This is a genomic window from Parvimonas micra (assembly GCF_021300775.1).
GTDB lineage: Bacteria > Bacillota > Clostridia > Tissierellales > Peptoniphilaceae > Parvimonas.
In genome coordinates, this window is the sequence record NZ_JAJTJP010000001.1 from 624,533 (window position 1) to 643,345 (window position 18,813).

Here is an 18,813-nt window from a genome sequence, read left to right on the forward strand (position 1 = left end):
TAATCCCCTAAACTAAACTAACAATATAACCATCATCATCCAAATAAATATTTTTATCTGTAGATATATTATATTCTTTTAATTCATCAAAATCTATTTCATATTCAGATAAATAACCAACTCTGTACTTTTTAAATTTTCTTTTTCCATCTTGTATTTCGTAATTTTTATTAATATAATAATTAGTCCCTCTTGCTTCTAGTCTTTCAGTTATCTCTTTAAAAATATCTTTTAAAAAAACTACTTCTTTTTCAATTGCATCTGTTGGAACAAATCCACTATTATATATAAATTCAATATCATTAGGATTATCTTCATAAATATTTACAAATTTAACTTCTTTTATCTCAACAAAATCTTCACTTCTTCCTAGTGATGTAAAATTTATTATATTTTTTTCAACGGTATCCAAAACTTCTTTAGAACCCCTAACATGAACTACCAAATCTACATCATAAAGAACTTCATAATATTTAATAGAAGTAGTTAATGAAGCATAATAAGAATACGGAATTGCAAATTTGCTATTTTTCTCTTCATCAAATTGTAATTTTTCAAGCTTTATTTTTGAATTTAAATCATTAATTTCAGACAAAAGATTTTTATATTCCTCTGATTTCTTATCAAATTGTTTTTGTCTCATTTTAAGTTTAGAAATTTCATCTTTTATACTTTTTTCAAAAATTTTAAAATCATCTGACTTATTTTGATAAAATTCTCTTAGATTACATATTCTGATGTATTCTTTCAATTCTTCTTCATCATATATATCTATAGTTGTCCGATTCTTAAAACTATTTCCCTTAGGTTTTAAGGCTTTAGCAATAATTTTATATCCTTCATTAAAAGTATCAGGATTTTTTAATTTAACTAAAATTCCTCTATCATCCATAACATTATTTAAAAATGCTTGATCCTTATACATTTCTTTCCCTAAGGATTGAAATCTACCTTGAATACTTATATCCATATCTTTGTATTCTTTATAGTTACAAGCATTATGAATTGCACCGATTATGGTTGAATAAGGTGGAAGTGGATAAGTCATTTTATTTTCTGAAGTTTCCTCTTTTTTATAATTTGCTTTATTTTGATGTAACTTTATCCTTAAAAGTTTATCCTTCATAATATTTTTTTACATCCCCTTTTAACTTTTTAAAAAATTCAATAACACTTATAGGATTTAACTTTTCTTTTATTTCCTTTTCATTTACAAAGTTTCCACCTTCAATAAATGCTATTTTATAATCTTCTTTCTTTAGCCTTTCAATCAATTCATCAGTTATTTTTAGTGTGCTTTTTGTAACATTCACGACATTATCAAAATAGTGAGTTTTACAACTTCCAATTCCTCCAAATATTAGTAAAGGCTCAGAATTATCAAGATTTCCTTTAACAACTAATGATAAATTTTCTATTGTTTCCAATATTAAATTTACTCTTTCAATTTTTTCTGAAACTTCTGCCTCTGCATCAAAATTTTCATCAACACCCACTTTGTCTAAATCAAATGTTATACTGTATTTTTTTAATGATTTATCAAACTCATATTGATATGGCATAAGTCCAGATTCTCCGGCTTTTTCTTGTAAATTTATTCCATTATCTCTGGCATAAGTTGATGCTAAACATAAATTATTGTGAAATCTTGTTTCATTAACAAATTCATCACATGCAACCGCATCTGTTAAATAAAATGAACTTTTTCTTATAACTGTTAAATTATTAGTATTCATATATCCGCCTTCAAGCGCTCTGCAATTTGATGCATTCAATTTTTCAGTAACTTCTTTTTGAGTTACTTTTTTATCAACTACAACCTTTAAATCATCATACATTCCACTTTGAGTCATAATTGCATTTTTCATACTTTCTCTACTTCTTGTAGCATAAATTTTACCATTTTTAAAAACTTTTTGTACAGATGATGCATTCCCCAAAGTTTCTCCATAATTTGATGTAATATTACATACTACAGTAAGTGTTAATCCTAAATTTTTCTTTTCTTTATTTTCCATTTTTTAAATCCTCCTACTTATTTTCATTATTTACATTTCTATTATTATCTTCTTTAACACGTAGTGCATTTACAAATGTATATGCTACATTTTTATTTTTTTCAAAATCTTTAAACAAATAATATGCAAAATCAAATGTTACAGAGCTATAAGATGAAAGTTGAAGTAATGTTACTGAAAACTTTTCATAATCTTTAAAAGTCAAACAGGAAATTAATTTATTCCTATATGCATCGATTTTTCTAGGTGTATCTTTTAATTTAAAAACGACTTTTTCTGCACTTTCTCTGGCATTAAACAAATTAAAATTCATTTGTTTCTCTTCCTTTTCCAATTGCTCTTTTTCTTTTTTGTTATTTACCATAATATCAACTCCTTCATATATTTTTTGGTTTATTCTAATTAATTGACTTATTAAAAAACTATGGTTATCTATTTTGTTTTCTTTGTTATCTTTATTTTTTGGCTTACTGCCATCTCTAAGGAGCTTATCAATTAGATAATCCAAATACTTAGTATATAGGATACAATCAATAACTTCATCTAAAATTGGTTCATATTCATCAGTTCTCAATTTACAAGGATAGTTTATTGCTTTAAAAATATTATCATCTTTTATATCTGAAATTTTTTCAAAAATTTTAATAGCTGAATTTCTTAAAAACATAGTTTCAAAATATTCCTTATTTTCCTTTTTACCATTTTTAATCTGCATATTTTTAGATATTATTTCAACTTCATAATCTAAAAATCTTGAGACATTTTTTGTGGTAAAAAATAAATTCAACTTAAAGTTTTCGAATATTCCAACTGAATTTTTCTTATCTAAATCCAAATTTTTATCTGTTAAATAATCATTTGATTTTAATAACATATCGGTTGAAAAATTATTATTAATAAAAAACGAACTATCTCCTTTTGAGAAAGCAAATGGAATATAATCAAATTCGCAATAATCTTCAAATACATAGGTATTATAGTCCCAATTAAATGATAAAGATTTTGTCTTTCTACCTTGATCAACATAGTATCCCAATAATCTACATATTTTTTGTTTCTCTTTTCCCATACAACTCGGATTACAAAATTTTGAATACATTGATTTTGCCCCTTCAAATGTCTTTTTTATTAATTCAAGCTTATTATCAGATATTTTCAATAAAATATTATCCTTGTTTTTTATAGAAATTTCATCATTTTTAAATATACTCTTCATTATTGTATTACAAAAACTTTTTAAATTTTTAACTTTTTCCTCATCAAAATCTTCAGAATTTAAAAGATTTTCCAATCTTTTATGATGCATTTTATCTTCATAATATTCTTCTGCAAATTCATAATATTTTTCTTCATTTTTTGATATATCTATATCATCAAAATTATATAAAAGCACATCTTTTCTTCCATTATATTCTGTTGAATAATTGAGATTATGATACCTTAGATACCTTATAATTCCAACTGCAGCAGCTGAAAATCTCCAATCGGAAAAATCTAATTTTCTATCATATCCGTTAAAAATTCCTTTTTCTTCTATCATTAAATCATCTCCCAAGATTCTATATGCTGTAATAGTCCAAAACCGGATGCATTTTTACTTCCAACAGACGAAATCAGCATTTCATTTAATAAGCTATTATCTGCTTTAATTACAATTACTCCTAAACTAACATCTATATATAATCCATAAAAAAGTACAACTGCCTTCTTCATTTCAGAAATATCAATCTTCATATTATCTATAGAGTTTGAATAACTTGGAAAATGGATTTTTAAATTTTCTTTAAATTTATCAAAGAAATCCTCATCTTCAACAGTTATATGTCTGTCTGTATTATCTTCTCTATTATGTTCACGAATGACAAGAGGAGAACAAAATTTAAATCTTGCACAATTTCTCACAATATTTTTTTCATTGACAATTTTAGCATCTGTTAAAACTATAAAATTATTTTCAGAAATTTTAAATTCCTTGTCTTTATATTCTAAAAACGAATTGAAAAAGATAATTCCAACATCTGTTTTTGGAGATTTAAAAGTAATCTCAAAATTATTTTCTCCAACTTCAATTCTGTTAGAAAAAAATTTGGGTTTAAAAAATTTAACTGCCCATGAATATTTTTTTTCATCACTTTTGATATAATCATCCCCAAAAAACTTTTCAAAAAATTCACCATTAGAATAATTTGATACTGCTGTTTTAAAAAATTTAATACAGAAACGATGATAATCTTTAGGTATGAAATTATTATCTGTTTTAAATTTTAAAACGATTTTCATAACGAACACCTCTCTTTATATTAATTTATTATTATCTTATTTTAATTTTAAATTTTAATATTTTAATCAAATTTCTTAGGTTCATAAATTTTATAATATTTTCCTTTGTATTTTATTATATTATCCTGCTTTTTATATTCATTTGTGGCTGAAATTTTAACCTCTGCTTCGTATAAGTCGGATTTTATTAATAGTTTTCCTTTTTGGTCGTATAATTCAATTTTTTTATCTTTCATTTTAGTTATATTTTTTATTTCACTCTTAAAAATTTCTTCAAGAATAGATTTTTCTTTTAGTTCTTTAAAATCACTTACTCCGTTTTCAATAACTATTGTGTATGAAATGCTATAGATATTTTTTGTAGTTTCATATTCATCAAGACTTTTTATTTCAAAAAGTAATATTATAATAATAAAAACTACACTTATTATATGTTTTATTTTTTCAGATTTCTTTGATATTATGATGAAAAAGATGTCTTCTAACAAACCCAAAACCCATACAAATAATCCTATAACTACCAAATCTACAATAAAAAAGAGTATAATTACTAAAGCAGCAATAACAAAATGAAATAATCCATAAAACTTTAAAATCTTTTCAGGATTTTTCATTTTAGGATTTCTCATTAAAATATTATATACTTCAGAAACATACTCTTTATTTCTAATCTTATAGAACATAAGTCCTATATATACATATCTAGTCAAAATTAAAACCATTAAACCATAAAAAAATAAGTATCTCATTGTTATCCTCCTAGTAATCTTAACAAGTTACAACTTAAGATGATTATAACAAATTAAACTAATATATTCAGCAATTTAATGAAAATATTTTCATAAAAATTAATAACAAAAAATAGCGAAGTTTCCTTCGCTATTCTTTACAAATTTTTATTAATTAGAATAGTTCTTTTTTGATTTTGTCATAAACTGCATCAACTGTAAATCCAAATTTTTCAAATAATAGATTTGCAGGAGCTGATGCTCCAAATGTATCCAGACCTATTGAAATTCCATCTAAGCCAACATATTTGCCCCAACCAAATGTTGATAGTGCTTCAATGCTAACTCTCTTTCTGATGTTATTTGGTAATACTTTTTCTTTATATTCTTTACTTTGTTTTTCAAATTCTTCCATACATGGCATTGATACAAGTCTTGTTGAAATGTTTTCTTCTAAAAGTTTTTCACAAACTTTGTAAGCCAATCCAACTTCTGAACCTGATGCCATTATAATCATTTCAAAATCTTTTCCAAAGTCTTTTAGTACATATCCACCTTTTAAAGCTTCAGATGAAGTTTCTTCTAAATTAGTTAATTTTTGTCTTGTTAGCGCTAGACAGCTTGGTGTTTTTCTATTCTTTAATGCAGAAATCCAAGCATAAGCTGTTTCTTTTGCATCACAAGGTCTATACATTGAAACATTTGGTGTTGATCTAAACATTGCTAAATGTTCAATAGGTTCATGTGTAGGTCCGTCTTCCCCAACTCCAATGCTATCGTGAGTTAAAACATATATAACTCCTTGATTCATAAGTGCAGAAAGTCTTACAGCAGGTTTTAAATAGTCACTAAATACAAAGAATGTCGCACAATATGGTAAAAGACCTCCATGTAATGAAATACCATTACAAATAGCAGCCATTGCATGTTCTCTTACTCCAAAATGAATGTTCTTTCCACTTCTATTTTCTGGTGAATAAAATTCATATTCACTCATTGTAGATTTGTTTGAAGGTCCTAAATCAGCTGAACCACCAAAAAGATTTGGAAGTAATTTAGAAAATCTATTAAGAACAATACCACTAGATTCTCTTGAAGCCATATCTTTTTCAAATTCAACAATTGATGGATTATTTAAAATTTCTACATCAATCTCATCTTTAATAAATTTTTGGAATAAATCATATTTTTCAGGATATTTTACCTTATATTCTTCTAATAATTTTTCCCATTCATCAACTGAAGTATTCTTTCTATCAACAACTTCTTTCATGTATTTTTTAACTTCTTCAGGAACATAAAAACTTTCTTCATATTCCCAACCAATATTCTTTTTAAATGTTGGAATATTGTCTTCTCCTAATGGTTCACCATGTGCAGATGCGCTTCCTTCTTTTGTAGAACCATATCCAATTTTTGTCTTTATTTCAATTAATGAAGGTTTATCAGTTAACTTCGCTCTTTCAATTGCTTCTTTAATTTCATTTATATTATTTCCATCAGCAACAAAATAAGTTTCCCAACCAAGAGCTTCATATCTTGCTCTTACATTTTCGCCAAAAGCAGTTGAAGTATCTCCTTCAATAGTTATATTATTGCTATCGTATAAAACTATAAGTTTTCCTAATTTTAATGTACCTGCTAATGAAGATGCTTCATTGCTGATACCTTCCATTAGACATCCATCACCAACTATTGAGTATGTATAATGATCTACAAGCTTACAATCATCAGTATTAAAAATAGAAGCTAAATGACTTTCAGCTAATGCCATACCAACAGCCATAGAAATACCTTGTCCAAGTGGACCAGTAGTTGCATCTATTCCTGCAGTATGTCCATATTCAGGATGTCCTGGTGTTAAACTGTCAATTTGTCTAAAATTCTTTATATCATCAATGCTAACACCGTAGTCAAATAAATGAAGTAATGAATATAAGAGCATAGAACCATGTCCTGCTGATAAAATAAATCTATCTCTATCAAACCAATTTGGATTTTTGGGAGAAATCTTCATACAATCATTAAATAAAGTAAATGCCATAGGTGATGCTCCTAGCGGAAGTCCAGGATGTCCTGACTTTGCTTTTTGAATAGCATCAGCACTTAATGTTCTCATAGTATTAATACATAAATTCTTAATTTCCATATCATTCCCTCACTTAAATATATTAGTTATAAAATAAACTTAACAAATTTATTATAACAATAATTAGAAATTTTTTCAATTATAATATAAAAAAAGGTAGCAATTTAATTACTACCTTTTAGAATTTTTTCTATTTATTTTCGTCTTCGTCAACTACTTCATAATCAGCGTCAACTACATCATCTTTCTTTTGTTCTGCTCCTTGTCCTTGTGGATTAGCATTTTGATATAATTTTTCTGAAAGTTTATAGAATTCTTGAGTTAAAGCATCATTTTTTGCTTTAATATCTTCTGTATTATCAGTTGTTAAAGCTGTTTTTAATTCTTCTAATTTAGTATTAACTGCAGATTTTTCATCTTCAGATAATTTACCTTCTAAATCTTTTAAAGTTTTTTCTGTTTGGTAAACTAATGATTCAGCATTGTTCTTAATTTCTACAGCTTCTTTTTTCTTTTTATCTTCTTGAGCAAATTGTTCTGCTTCTCTTACTTTCTTATTAATTTCTTCTTCAGATAATTTTGTTGAAGCAGTAATTGTAATTTTTTGTTCATTTCCTGATCCTAAATCTTTAGCATGAACATTTACAATTCCGTTAGCATCTATATCAAAAGTAACTTCGATTTGAGGAACTCCTCTTGGAGCAGCAGGAATACCTGTTAATTGGAATCTTCCTAATGTTGTATTATCGTGAGCGAATTCTCTTTCACCTTGTAAAACATGGATATCTACTGCTGTTTGACCATCTGCTGCTGTTGAGAAAATTTGGCTCTTCTTAGCAGGAATAGTTGTATTTCTTTCGATTAATCTTGTCATAACTCCACCCATAGTTTCAATACCTAATGATAATGGAGTAACATCTAATAATAATAAATCTTTAACTTCTCCAGTTAAAACACCACCTTGAATTGCAGCTCCGATAGCAACACATTCATCAGGGTTAATATCCTTTTGAGGTTCCTTACCGATTAATTTCTTAACTGCTTCTTGTACAGCTGGAATTCTTGTTGAACCACCAACTAAAAGAACTTTATCAATTTCTGATGCAGTAAGACCAGCATCATTTAAAGCTTCTCTAACTGGAACTAATGTTTTATCAACTAAGTCTGAAGCTAATTCTTCAAATTTTGCTCTCTTAATATCCATATTTAAGTGAACTGGTGCTCCATCAACTGCAGTGATAAATGGTAAGTTTACATTTGTAGTCATTGTAGTTGAAAGTTCTTTCTTAGCTTTTTCAGCAGCATCTTTCAATCTTTGCATTGCTGTTACGTCTTTACTTAAATCAATTCCATTTTCTTTCTTAAATTCAGAAATCATGTAATTCATTAAAACTTCGTCGAAATCATCTCCACCAAGTCTATTATTTCCTCTTGTAGATAATACTTCGAAAACTCCATCTCCAATTTCTAATATAGAAACGTCAAATGTACCACCACCAAGGTCGAATACCATTATTTTATGTTGTTCAGTGTCTTTGTCCATTCCATAAGCAAGAGCTGCTGCAGTTGGTTCGTTAATAATTCTCTTAACATCTAAACCAGCAATCTTTCCAGCGTCTTTTGTAGCTTGTCTTTGGCTATCTGTAAAGTAAGCAGGAACTGTTATTACAGCTTCTGAGACAGTTTCTCCTAAATAACTTTCAACATCTGATTTAATTTTTTGTAAAATCATTGCTGAAATTTCTTCTGGGCTATATTCTTTATCATCTATTTTTACTTTGTAATCTGTTCCCATTTCTCTTTTAATTGATGTTATTGTTCTTGCTGCATTTGTTATTGCTTGTCTTTTAGCTGTTTCTCCAACTAATCTTTCTCCATTTTTTGTAAAAGCAACTACTGAAGGAGTTGTTCTATTTCCTTCTACGTTTGCTATAATTGTTGGTTCTCCACCTTCCATAACAGCTACTGCTGAGTTTGTTGTACCTAAATCAATACCTATAATTTTTGACATAATTTTTTCCCTCCTAATTATTCACTAACTTTAACCATACTTGGTCTAATTACTTTATCTTTAATTTTATATCCTTTTTCAAAAGTTTCTATTACTATACCACTTTCTACTCCTTCTTTACTTTCAGTCATAACTGCATTATGTAAATTCGGATCAAAAGTAGCTCCATCACTTTCAATTTCCTCAACCATTTCGGATTTTAAAATTGATTCAAATTGATCTTTAATCATTACAAAGCCTTTAACAGCATCATCTTCTAAATTCACATGAGCAAAAGCTCTATTAAAATTATCTAATACTGGTAATAGCTTTAAAATCAATCCTTCATTTGCAAGTATAATAGAATTTGATTTTTCTCTTTCTGTTCTGTTTTTATAATTTACAAAATCAGCTTGAAGTCTTAAAAGTTGATTTTTTAATTCTTCAATTTCAGAATTAACTTTATTTTCAACTTCTTCAGAAGAGTTTTGATCGGATTCTTTTTTTTCTACTTCTTCAGTAGTCTCTTCTTTAATTTCTTTTTCTAATTCTTTATTTTCTTCTTTCAACTATTTTGCCTCCCGTCATTTTAAAATATCTCTAAATCTATCATTTAAACTTATTAAAGTAGATATTATCTTTTCATAATCCATTCTAGTAGGACCTATTACCGCAATCTTACCTTTGCTACCATCTCCAAGATCATATGACGTTGCAACAATTGTATTTTCATTTAAAAAGTCTTTATTATTTTCACGTCCTATACTTACATATATTTCATCTCCATTATAACTTAAAAACAAATCTTCTAACTCATTTTTATTCTCTAAGAAATGAATTAATTCCTTAGCCTTATTTAAGTCTCTATATTCTGGAAAATTAAATATATTTGAAATACCTTCAAGTTCTATGTTAGATTTTTCAGTTTTTGAAATTTCATTTCCTATCAAATTCGTAATATCTGTTATAAATGGAATCTTTGATACAAAAGTTAATTTCAAATACTCTAATCTATCATTTAAATCAGTTACTTTTACATTAATTAAATATTTTTTTAAGTAAAATATCAAATCTTGTAAAAGTTCATCGCTAAGTTCAGTTTTTGAATCAAATACTGTATTAATTACCTTACCATTATCAAAAACAAAAACTAGTACATAAGAATTTCCGCTTATTTTTATAACATCAATACTCTTAACAGAACAATCCATATAATCTGTAATCATTGTAGCAGTAATACATTCTGTTACTTCAGAAATTATCTTTGCAGACTCTTTGAAAATTTTACTTTTCTCTTTAATATGTCTTGATAAAATGTCAACTCCATAAGTGTTTTTAGAAATCTCATCAAAATGAGAGGACAATAGATAATTAACATAATGTCTATATGCCTTGTCTGATGGAATTCTCCCAGAAGATGAATAAGCTTTATTTAGAAAACCTAATTCTTCTAAATCACTCATCTCATTTCTAACCGTTGCTGAACTAACTCCCATATCATATTGTTTTGAGATTGTTCTAGAGCCAATCGGTTCAGATGTGCTAATATAACTATCTATTATGGCATATAAAATTTTCAATTTTCTATCATCAAGCATTTTATCACCTCTTTTTTAGCACTCAATCTATTAGACTGCTAACAATATTATATTATTATTATTCCCCTATGTCAAGTTTTAAAACATTTTTTTAAAAAAATTTTTAAAATTAAGTAATTATCACTAGTTTTTAATAGTAATAAATATATCTTATTTAATAATAATGTATTTTTATATATTTTTTTTAAAATAAATTTTAAATAGTTGACAAATTTTTATAATATTGTTATTATTATCTTGTAAAAATTATAACTTAAACTTATTTAGTTTTTAGGTTTAATTATAATTTAATATTGTATTACATATTAATACAATAAATTTTTACTTTGTTAGTTAAAATTTAAGGAGGACTTTTAAATGAAAGTAGCAGTTGTATATTGGTCAGGTACAGGAAATACAGAAAAAATGGCTGATTGTATCGCAGAAGGTATTGAAAATGTAGGTTCTGAAGTAGAAGTAATCTTCTCTGATGATTTTGGCGCTGATATGTTAAACGATTATGATTTAATCGCTTTTGGTTGTCCAGCAATGGGAGATGAAGTTCTTGAAGAAACAAGCTTTGAACCAATGTTTGAAGAAGTTGAAGAAGAACTTAACGGAAGAAAAATTGCTTTATTCGGTTCATATGAATGGAACGAAGGACAAAAATGGATGAAAGACTGGAAAGTTAGATGTGAAGGAGTTGGAGCTGTATTAGTAGCTGAACCACTTTGCGTATATGATTGTCCAACACCAGAAGATGAAGATGAATGTGTAGCATTCGGAGAAAAAATTGGTAAATAATTAATAATAAAATAAAAAGTAGCTAAAAAATTAGCTACTTTTTTATTTCAAACATTTATAAAATTAAAGAGTTATTACATCTGCTTTTAATTTATATATTACATCTTTTCTTTCAACTATTATATTAACTTTTTCTGAAAGCTCTTCATCACATCTTATTTTTTCTAATAGTCTTTTTGATGGATTAATAGTATATGCATTACCAAATCTTCTAAGCATTGATAAATCTCCGGTAGTATCTCCATATGCATATGATTTTTCAGTATCTATATTATATTTTTCAATTAACTCATTACATACTTTATCTTTACCTTCACTATGCCACATAGGATCTATCTCACCAGTAAATTTTCCATTATTATCATACAAATATTTTGTCGCTCTATATTCTGTAACATCATATTTCTTTGCCATCTCTTCAACTAAAAAGTCTGGACTTCCTGAAACAAAAAATATTAAATGGCCATTAGCTTTATGAAATTCTAGCTGATTTCTAGAAAAAACATAGACTCTTTCAAAAACTTTTTTTATTGATTGTTCTGCTATGAACTTATTATAGTTTATATCAAAGCCTTTTAAATCACTTCTATATTTTTCAGAAAGAGCTTCAATATATGCATCATATGCTCCATATCTATTAACATATTCCATATATAATTGTTTTACGTCATTTACCCAAACACTCTCATCCAATATTTCGTATTTAATAAGTCTTTTAAAATGTTCAATCATTAGTGATTCTCTTGCTATAGTCCCATCTATATCAAAAAAAGCAGCAATATTTCCCATATAAACACCTACTTTCTTTTAAAATTCATAAGTAATAAGGCATAAAATAGTGAAACAACTCCACTTGTTCCAATAATCATTGCATAGTATAACGAATTGATACCCCTAGATGTTAAAATATTTGTCCATCCATCTGCTAAAAAAACAGTACCAACTATAATTAAAACAAATGCTGGAATAAATTTTATAAATCTATTTTTAAATCTACCAAGTAAATATGTTACAAGCATTCCAACAAATATCGCAAGTAATACTGCAATAACTGACAATCTTTTTGCAACTAAAATTCCTAATAACTCTTTCATACTAACCTCTACTCTCTAATTCTTCTTTAAGCTCAGGCAATGATTTTAAACAAATCTTGTCTTCGCTTATATTAAGTAATTTCAAAACTTCACACAAATCTTCGTAATTCGATACCTCAATTTCTATATAAGGATCAGGATATACTTCTTTATCCCAAATATCAATATCTATATGAGCATTTTTTAACTTATATGATGTCCTAAATTTTTTCTCTATATCAAGTTTATCATATCCTATAAGAGACATTATTTTCAACATTTCTTCACTATTTTCTAAAGAAACATTATATTCATTAAACTCTTTCAAAAATTCATTTTTCTTATGTTCCTTATAAGTTAATTCTGAATTAATTTCTTTTCCACTATCATCTAAAAATTTTCTAATTCTTAAAAAACTTCCCTTTGGAATATATTCAAACTTTGAAGAAGATAATCTAATATTTTCTTGATTTTCATAGCCAAGAAATTTCGCTCCTAAATCTTTCAACTTATTTTTTATATCTTCAACATCAATATTTAAAATTTTAACTTCTAATTCTTTTTCCATTTTATCTCCTAATAAGTCTTGGGATAAATTGCAAGTAATCCGCAGAAATACAGTGAAATTCAATTCCTTCAACAACTTCATCAACCACATTATTTAAAGAATATGCATGAAGATGGCCATATACTGCAACTTTTATATTATGTTTCTTTAAAAATAATCCAAAATCATTTAAAGTTCTATCTTTTTCAACTGGCGGATAATGAAAAAGGCAAATAATATCTTTTTCTTTATTTTTAACAGAATCCAAACTAAGTTTTAATCTTGTAAGTTCTCTGTTATAAATCTTTCTATCAGTATCTTCAGAAAATTCAGAAGACTTTGGAGAAAGCCAACCTCTCGTCCCAATAAAAACATAGTCTTCCGTTTCAATACTATTATTTTGTAAAAAAAACATATTTTTTAAATTGAGTTCTTTTATTTTAGTTAAACTACTCCACCATAAATCGTGATTGCCCTTTAAAAAAATTTTCTTTCCCGGAAGACTTTCAATTCTCTTTAAATCATTATATGCTTCATCAATTCTTAAAGCCCAAGATATATCTCCTGGAACAACAATATAATCATCTTCTTTTACAATATCTTTCCAAGCCTCAAACATTCTCTGTTCATAATTTTCCCATGCTGAGCCGAAAACTTCCATAGACTTATCTCCAGTATAATCTAAATGTAAATCAGATAAACCGTAAATCATTCTAACTCCTAAACAAAATTTTTAACTTTATCTATACTTTGACTTGCAAGTAAATATCCTTCCTTATATAAATCAATAACATCTTGCATATTAGTTGTAAAAGACTTAAATTTTAAAGGATTTACAGGTGCAAATACCAGTGCTTTATTGTCCCCTTCTAACTTATCAACTAAATCCATTGTTTCATTATATTTATATTTTTCATTTTCCATAGCCTCTATGAACTTTGGATAATTTTTATAAGCAAGTCTTACTCTATCACTAACTTCTGATTTTACTCTTCTATATCCTCTATTTTTTGCTAGTAAGATTATAAATTTTTCATAGCCTTTTTCTATCGCTCTTTCAAGAGGATTTGTATTATACATTCCACCATCAAAATATGGAATGCCATCAATTATAACATATTTTGCCATATCTGGTAGAGAAGATGAAGCTATTATTTTATCAACCATATCAGAAGTATTTTTTGCGTCTTTTGATGAAAAGAATTTATAACTACCATCAATCAAAGAAGTTACTCCCGCTTCGAATTCACCTTCTAAATTTTTGTCAAATTCAGGAAAATCAAAAATTCTATTAACCATTGATACTAAATCAATAGGTTCTGAAGAATTTTTTAATATTTCCATATTTTTTAAAAATTCATTAAACAATTTATTTACATCGAATTCTATTCCAGTAAGGAATTCAAATCCTGTAATTGCTCCTGCAGATACACCAACAATATAAGGAAATTTAATTTTATTTTCTTTAAAGCAATCTAGGACTCCTTTTAAAAAAGCTCCTCTCATCGCTCCACCTTCAATTACTAATGCAACTTTATCATCCATAAATTACCTCACATTTACTAAGTTATATTTATTATTTTACCATAAAATAAAAAAATATACAAAAAAGCAAGTCAATATGACCTGCTTTTTTGTTTTATTTTTTAATTTAAAATTCTATTTAACAACTATATTACAAATTTTACCAGGAACAAAAATTTCTTTTACGATAGTTTTTCCTTCTACAAACTTTTTAACACTTTCATTATTATATAGTTCTTCTTTAAAATCTTCAAATTTAGCATCTTTTGGAATCATCAAAGTAGCTCTAACTTTACCATTAATTTGAATTGGCATTTCAACTTCGTCATCTATTGTTTTTGCTTCATCATATTTTGGCCAAGTTTGTTCAAAGATATATCCTCCAAAATTCATTTCTTGCCATATTTCTTCTGTTATATGTGGAGAAACAGGATTTAATAAAATTAAGAATACTCTTAAATCTTCTCTAGAAATTTCTTTTGCTGAATAAAATTCATTAATCAAAGTCATAAGAGCTGCTATTGCAGTATTGAATTTTAATGATTCAAAATCTTCTGAAACTTTTTTAATTGTCTTATGAATTGATTTTTCTAAAGATTTGGACATTTCTTCGGATGAATTTGTAATTTCTTGTAATTTCCAAACTCTATCTAAAAATTTTCTACAACCGTTAATTCCACCGTCAGACCAAGACGCACTTCTTTCAAAATCTCCTAAGAACATTTCATAACATCTCAACGCATCTGCCCCATATTTTTCAATCATTTCATCAGGATTTACAACATTCCCTCTTGATTTAGACATTTTTTCTCCATTTTCTCCAAGAATCATTCCATGTGATGTTCTCTTTAAATATGGTTCTTTAGTATTTACTACACCTATATCATAAAGGAATTTATGCCAAAATCTTGAATACAACAAGTGCAATGTAGTATGTTCCATACCACCATTATACCAGTCAACTTGATTGAAATATTTTAAAGCATCCTTTCCAACAAGATTTTCTTTATTATGTGGATCCATATATCTTAAATAATACCATGATGACCCTGCCCATTGTGGCATTGTATCAGTTTCTCTCTTTGCCTTTCCTCCACATTTAGGACAAGTACAATTTACGAATTCATCAATTTTTGAAAGTGGAGATTCTCCTGTTTCTGTAGGTTCAAATGATTCCAGTTCAGGAAGTCTTAAAGGAAGTTCTTCTTCAGGAATTGCAACCCAACCACATTTTTCACAATTTACTAGAGGTATAGGTTCTCCCCAATATCTTTGTCTAGAGAATACCCAATCACGAAGTTTAAAGTTCGTCTTTTTATTTCCAATACCAAGTTTTGATAGATATTCAAAAATCTTTTCTTTTGCTTCTTTAACTGAAAGCCCATTTAGAAAATCTGAATTAACCATAATGCCACTATCAGTATCAGTATATGCTTTTTCTTGAACATTTTCTCCACCACTAACAACTTCAATTATTTCTAATCCAAATTTCTTGGCAAAATCAAAATCTCTAGTATCATGAGCAGGTACTGCCATAATTGCTCCACTACCATAAGTCATTAGAACATAATCAGAAATAAACACAGGTATTTCTTTTTTTGTACAAGGATTAATTGCAGTTATTCCGTCAATCTTAACTCCTGTCTTATCTTTATTCATTTCAGTTCTTTCAAATTCTGATTTCTTTTGAACTTCTAAAATGTAGTTTTCTATTTCTTCCTTATTTTTTATTCTATCTTCATATTTTTTAAGTAATGGATGCTCACATGATATAACCATATAAGTAGCACCAAAAATTGTATCTGGTCTTGTAGTATATACTAAAATAGAATCATCAACATCTTTTATTGGGAATTTAATTTCCATACCATAACTTCTACCAATCCAATTGATTTGTTGTGTCTTAACTCTATCAATAAAATCAACTTCCTCAAGATCATCAATAAGTCTATCAGCATATTCAGTTATTTTAAGCATCCATTGGTTTTTAACTTTATGAATAACTTCACTACCACATCTTTCACAACATCCACCAACAACTTCTTCATTTGATAAACCAACTTTACAAGAAGGACAGAAGTTTATTGGCATTTCCATTTTGTATGCTAGCCCTTTTTCAAACATCTTCATAAAAATCCATTGAGTCCATTTGTAATACTCTGGATCTGTTGTGTTTATTTCTCTATCCCAATCAAAAGAAAATCCAATACTCTTTAATTGTTTTTTAAAGTTAGCAATATTATTTTTTGTTACAACTTCTGGATGAATTTTATTTTTCATCGCATAATTTTCAGTAGGCAAGCCAAAAGCATCCCAACCCATTGTAAACAATACATTTTGTCCTTCAAGTCTTCTTTTTCTACTTACAACATCCATTGCAGTATATGGTCTTGGATGTCCTACATGAAGTCCTTGACCAGAAGGATATGGAAATTCAATTAAAGGATAAAATTTCTCTTTATCATTAATTTCACATTTAAAAGGCTTCTTTTCATCCCAAATATCTTGCCATTTTTTTTCGATATTTTTTGGATCATAATTTTTCATAACATTCCTCCATTCCATAAAAAAACTTCCGCCTCACAAAGAGACGAAAGTTGAAATTTCCGTGGTACCACTCTAATTAGTATTAAACTCACTCTATGATTATAACGTAATCAACGGCATTTGCATTTTATGAACAAGTTCAATACTTCAAAATATTATTTTCCACCAAACAATAACTCTCTAAAAATTTGAATATATTTACTACTTTCAATCAAAAATTTTCTAAATCTATAGTATAAATATTCTATCATATCTTTTATTTTTTTTCAATACATCAAAGTTTAAAATCAAAGTTTTCCCTTATAAATTTTTTGAAGAAAACATAATTTAAAAATCCCTTTACGAATGTACAAAAAGATATTACAACCCATATATATGTTATATCTAATTTTAAATATAAAACTAAATAAGCTAGCGGAATTCTCAGAGCATTTGAAAAAGTACTTATTATAGTAGGTGTTTTCGTGTTTTTTAGTCCATTAAACATACCAGAAAGTCCTATTTCAAGAGCTAAGAATATTTCTGAAAAAGCTAAAACTTTTAAATAGCTAACTCCCATTCTAATTGTTTCTAAATCGTCTTTAATAAATAATCTAATTATAAAATCTGAAGAAACAAATAAAAAGACTGAACAAAAAACTCCAATCCATAAAATTATTTTAAGTCCTTTTTTATAACCAGATTGAATATTTTCAAAATTTTTTGCCCCATAATTTTGAGCGATTAAAGCACATAAGGCAATGGAAAATCCTTCAACTGTCATCCAATTTATTGCTTCAATTTGTACAGCTACATTTTCTGCTGCAACAGCATTTTCTCCCCAGTTTGCAATAATTCTAAGTAATATAGTAGAAATGAAAGCAAATATACAAGATTTAAAAGCAGTTGGTACCCCAAGTCTTATAACCTCTTTAAATATTGCTTTACTAAAATTCTTAACTAAATTAAAGCCTTTTACTATCTTACCATCAAAAAAAGAAAATACTATAAAAATTATTGTAACTATCATTTGAGATAGAGTTGTTGCAATAGCAGCTCCACTTACACCGTATTTTGGTAATCCAAAATATCCATAAATTAATATTGGATCTAATACTATATTTATAATAAGCCCTGCTGAGTTTGCTATAAAAGGCACTTTACTATTTCCTGAACCATTAAACACTCCAGAAAATAATGGATTTAAAAATGTAAAAGGCAGTCCCAATATTACAATATTTAAATAACTACTCGCTAGAGAATTTACCGTTTCACTTTTTATATTAAAAAATCTAATTATATCAACTCCGAAAATATATAATAATATCCCAAAAGTTATTGACATAAATAGATTAATTACAACTGATGTATCAATATATTTTCTAAATTGTTTATCATCTCTTGAACCTATACTATATGCTACACCTATTTCAATACCTGTTTTTGAAACTAGGACTAATGAATTAGCAAACCACATAATAAACGAAACTATTCCAACACCTGCAATAGCTTCTGTTCCAAGCTTTCCAACCCAAAATGTATCCATCAAACTATAAGACATCTGAATAAAAGAAGTTGTCATTATTGGAAGTGAAAGCAATATTAAATTTCTATAGATCCTGTTATCTAATAAATTAATTTTTTTCATTGTTTGTTC

Annotated in this window: 17 protein-coding genes; 1 reads left to right on the forward strand and 16 read right to left on the reverse strand. The window is 27.1% G+C overall.

Annotated elements, in window-relative coordinates:
• Positions 1–7 precede the first annotated feature (7 nt).
• The 9 genes from cas5 to hrcA form a co-directional block, all read right to left on the reverse strand.
• Positions 8–1,126, reverse strand: coding sequence for a CRISPR-associated protein Cas5 (cas5, locus tag LW893_RS03010; protein WP_233055739.1), 1,119 nt, complete (start codon positions 1,124–1,126; stop codon positions 8–10).
• Positions 1,116–2,018, reverse strand: a complete 903-nt coding sequence (cas7i, locus tag LW893_RS03015; RefSeq protein ID WP_233055740.1) for a type I-B CRISPR-associated protein Cas7/Cst2/DevR — start codon at positions 2,016–2,018, stop codon at positions 1,116–1,118. The genes cas5 and cas7i overlap by 11 nt, the downstream gene beginning before the upstream one ends.
• A 13-nt stretch (positions 2,019–2,031) precedes the next feature.
• Positions 2,032–3,558 carry a type I CRISPR-associated protein Cas8a1/Csx8 gene (gene cas8a1 / locus LW893_RS03020; protein WP_233055741.1) on the reverse strand — a complete coding sequence of 509 codons (1,527 nt, stop codon included), beginning with the start codon at positions 3,556–3,558 and terminating at the stop codon, positions 2,032–2,034.
• Positions 3,558–4,298 (reverse strand): CRISPR-associated endoribonuclease Cas6, encoded by a 741-nt coding sequence (gene cas6 / locus LW893_RS03025; protein ID WP_233055742.1) that lies wholly within the window; start codon positions 4,296–4,298, stop codon positions 3,558–3,560. Before cas6 ends, cas8a1 begins: the two co-directional genes overlap by 1 nt.
• A 62-nt stretch (positions 4,299–4,360) precedes the next feature.
• Entirely contained in the window at positions 4,361–5,047 is a 687-nt protein-coding gene (locus tag LW893_RS03030; protein ID WP_233055743.1) for a hypothetical protein, read from the reverse strand.
• Positions 5,048–5,201: 154 nt separating this feature from the next.
• Positions 5,202–7,175 carry a transketolase gene (gene tkt / locus LW893_RS03035; RefSeq protein ID WP_233055744.1) on the reverse strand — a complete coding sequence of 658 codons (1,974 nt, stop codon included), beginning with the start codon at positions 7,173–7,175 and terminating at the stop codon, positions 5,202–5,204.
• A gap of 130 nt (positions 7,176–7,305) precedes the next feature.
• Positions 7,306–9,126: a molecular chaperone DnaK gene (gene dnaK, locus LW893_RS03040; protein ID WP_233055745.1), complete on the reverse strand. Its 1,821-nt coding sequence runs from the start codon at positions 9,124–9,126 to the stop codon at positions 7,306–7,308.
• Positions 9,127–9,143: 17 nt separating this feature from the next.
• Positions 9,144–9,674: a nucleotide exchange factor GrpE gene (gene grpE, locus LW893_RS03045; protein ID WP_233055746.1), complete on the reverse strand. Its 531-nt coding sequence runs from the start codon at positions 9,672–9,674 to the stop codon at positions 9,144–9,146.
• Positions 9,675–9,689: 15 nt separating this feature from the next.
• The gene (hrcA, locus tag LW893_RS03050) at positions 9,690–10,703 is read right to left on the reverse strand and encodes a heat-inducible transcriptional repressor HrcA (RefSeq protein ID WP_233055747.1); all 1,014 of its coding nucleotides are present in this window, start codon (positions 10,701–10,703) and stop codon (positions 9,690–9,692) included.
• 357 nt (positions 10,704–11,060) lie between these two features.
• On the opposite strand from hrcA, the gene LW893_RS03055 reads away from it, so the two are divergent.
• A complete protein-coding gene (locus LW893_RS03055; RefSeq protein WP_233055748.1) occupies positions 11,061–11,486 on the forward strand; it encodes a flavodoxin in 426 nt (141 codons plus the stop codon).
• A 63-nt stretch (positions 11,487–11,549) separates the two neighbouring features.
• Here the strand turns inward: LW893_RS03055 and LW893_RS03060 are convergent, their stop codons facing one another.
• The 7 genes from LW893_RS03060 to LW893_RS03090 form a co-directional block, all read right to left on the reverse strand.
• Positions 11,550–12,275 (reverse strand): HAD family hydrolase, encoded by a 726-nt coding sequence (locus tag LW893_RS03060; RefSeq protein WP_233055749.1) that lies wholly within the window; start codon positions 12,273–12,275, stop codon positions 11,550–11,552.
• A gap of 8 nt (positions 12,276–12,283) precedes the next feature.
• On the reverse strand, positions 12,284–12,580 hold the full coding sequence (locus tag LW893_RS03065) for a hypothetical protein (RefSeq protein ID WP_233055750.1): 297 nt from the start codon (positions 12,578–12,580) through the stop codon (positions 12,284–12,286).
• Position 12,581: 1 nt separating this feature from the next.
• Positions 12,582–13,127, reverse strand: coding sequence for a class IV adenylate cyclase (locus tag LW893_RS03070; RefSeq protein ID WP_233055751.1), 546 nt, complete (start codon positions 13,125–13,127; stop codon positions 12,582–12,584).
• Between the two features lies 1 nt (position 13,128).
• A complete protein-coding gene (locus LW893_RS03075) occupies positions 13,129–13,818 on the reverse strand; it encodes a metallophosphoesterase (protein WP_233055752.1) in 690 nt (229 codons plus the stop codon).
• A gap of 8 nt (positions 13,819–13,826) precedes the next feature.
• The gene (locus LW893_RS03080; protein ID WP_233055753.1) at positions 13,827–14,651 is read right to left on the reverse strand and encodes a patatin family protein; all 825 of its coding nucleotides are present in this window, start codon (positions 14,649–14,651) and stop codon (positions 13,827–13,829) included.
• A 114-nt stretch (positions 14,652–14,765) separates the two neighbouring features.
• Positions 14,766–17,177 carry a leucine--tRNA ligase gene (gene leuS, locus LW893_RS03085; protein WP_233055754.1) on the reverse strand — a complete coding sequence of 804 codons (2,412 nt, stop codon included), beginning with the start codon at positions 17,175–17,177 and terminating at the stop codon, positions 14,766–14,768.
• Between the two features lie 274 nt (positions 17,178–17,451).
• Entirely contained in the window at positions 17,452–18,804 is a 1,353-nt protein-coding gene (locus tag LW893_RS03090; protein WP_233055755.1) for an MATE family efflux transporter, read from the reverse strand.
• Positions 18,805–18,813: the final 9 nt, after the last annotated feature.

Bases quoted from the DNA above. Each gene is read 5' to 3' on its own strand.
- dnaK (WP_233055745.1), bottom strand. From the start codon at position 9,126: ATGTCAAAAATTATAGGTATTGATTTAGGTACAACAAACTCAGCAGTA.
- LW893_RS03075 (WP_233055752.1), bottom strand. From the start codon at position 13,818: ATGATTTACGGTTTATCTGATTTACATTTAGATTATACTGGAGATAAG.
- LW893_RS03090 (WP_233055755.1), bottom strand. From the start codon at position 18,804: ATGAAAAAAATTAATTTATTAGATAACAGGATCTATAGAAATTTAATA.
- LW893_RS03060 (WP_233055749.1), bottom strand. From the start codon at position 12,275: ATGGGAAATATTGCTGCTTTTTTTGATATAGATGGGACTATAGCAAGA.
- cas5 (WP_233055739.1), bottom strand. From the start codon at position 1,126: ATGAAGGATAAACTTTTAAGGATAAAGTTACATCAAAATAAAGCAAAT.
- LW893_RS03080 (WP_233055753.1), bottom strand. From the start codon at position 14,651: ATGGATGATAAAGTTGCATTAGTAATTGAAGGTGGAGCGATGAGAGGA.
- LW893_RS03055 (WP_233055748.1), top strand. From the start codon at position 11,061: ATGAAAGTAGCAGTTGTATATTGGTCAGGTACAGGAAATACAGAAAAA.
- LW893_RS03070 (WP_233055751.1), bottom strand. From the start codon at position 13,127: ATGGAAAAAGAATTAGAAGTTAAAATTTTAAATATTGATGTTGAAGAT.
- LW893_RS03030 (WP_233055743.1), bottom strand. From the start codon at position 5,047: ATGAGATACTTATTTTTTTATGGTTTAATGGTTTTAATTTTGACTAGA.
- hrcA (WP_233055747.1), bottom strand. From the start codon at position 10,703: ATGCTTGATGATAGAAAATTGAAAATTTTATATGCCATAATAGATAGT.
- leuS (WP_233055754.1), bottom strand. From the start codon at position 17,177: ATGAAAAATTATGATCCAAAAAATATCGAAAAAAAATGGCAAGATATT.
- cas7i (WP_233055740.1), bottom strand. From the start codon at position 2,018: ATGGAAAATAAAGAAAAGAAAAATTTAGGATTAACACTTACTGTAGTA.
- tkt (WP_233055744.1), bottom strand. From the start codon at position 7,175: ATGGAAATTAAGAATTTATGTATTAATACTATGAGAACATTAAGTGCT.
- cas8a1 (WP_233055741.1), bottom strand. From the start codon at position 3,558: ATGATAGAAGAAAAAGGAATTTTTAACGGATATGATAGAAAATTAGAT.
- LW893_RS03065 (WP_233055750.1), bottom strand. From the start codon at position 12,580: ATGAAAGAGTTATTAGGAATTTTAGTTGCAAAAAGATTGTCAGTTATT.
- cas6 (WP_233055742.1), bottom strand. From the start codon at position 4,298: ATGAAAATCGTTTTAAAATTTAAAACAGATAATAATTTCATACCTAAA.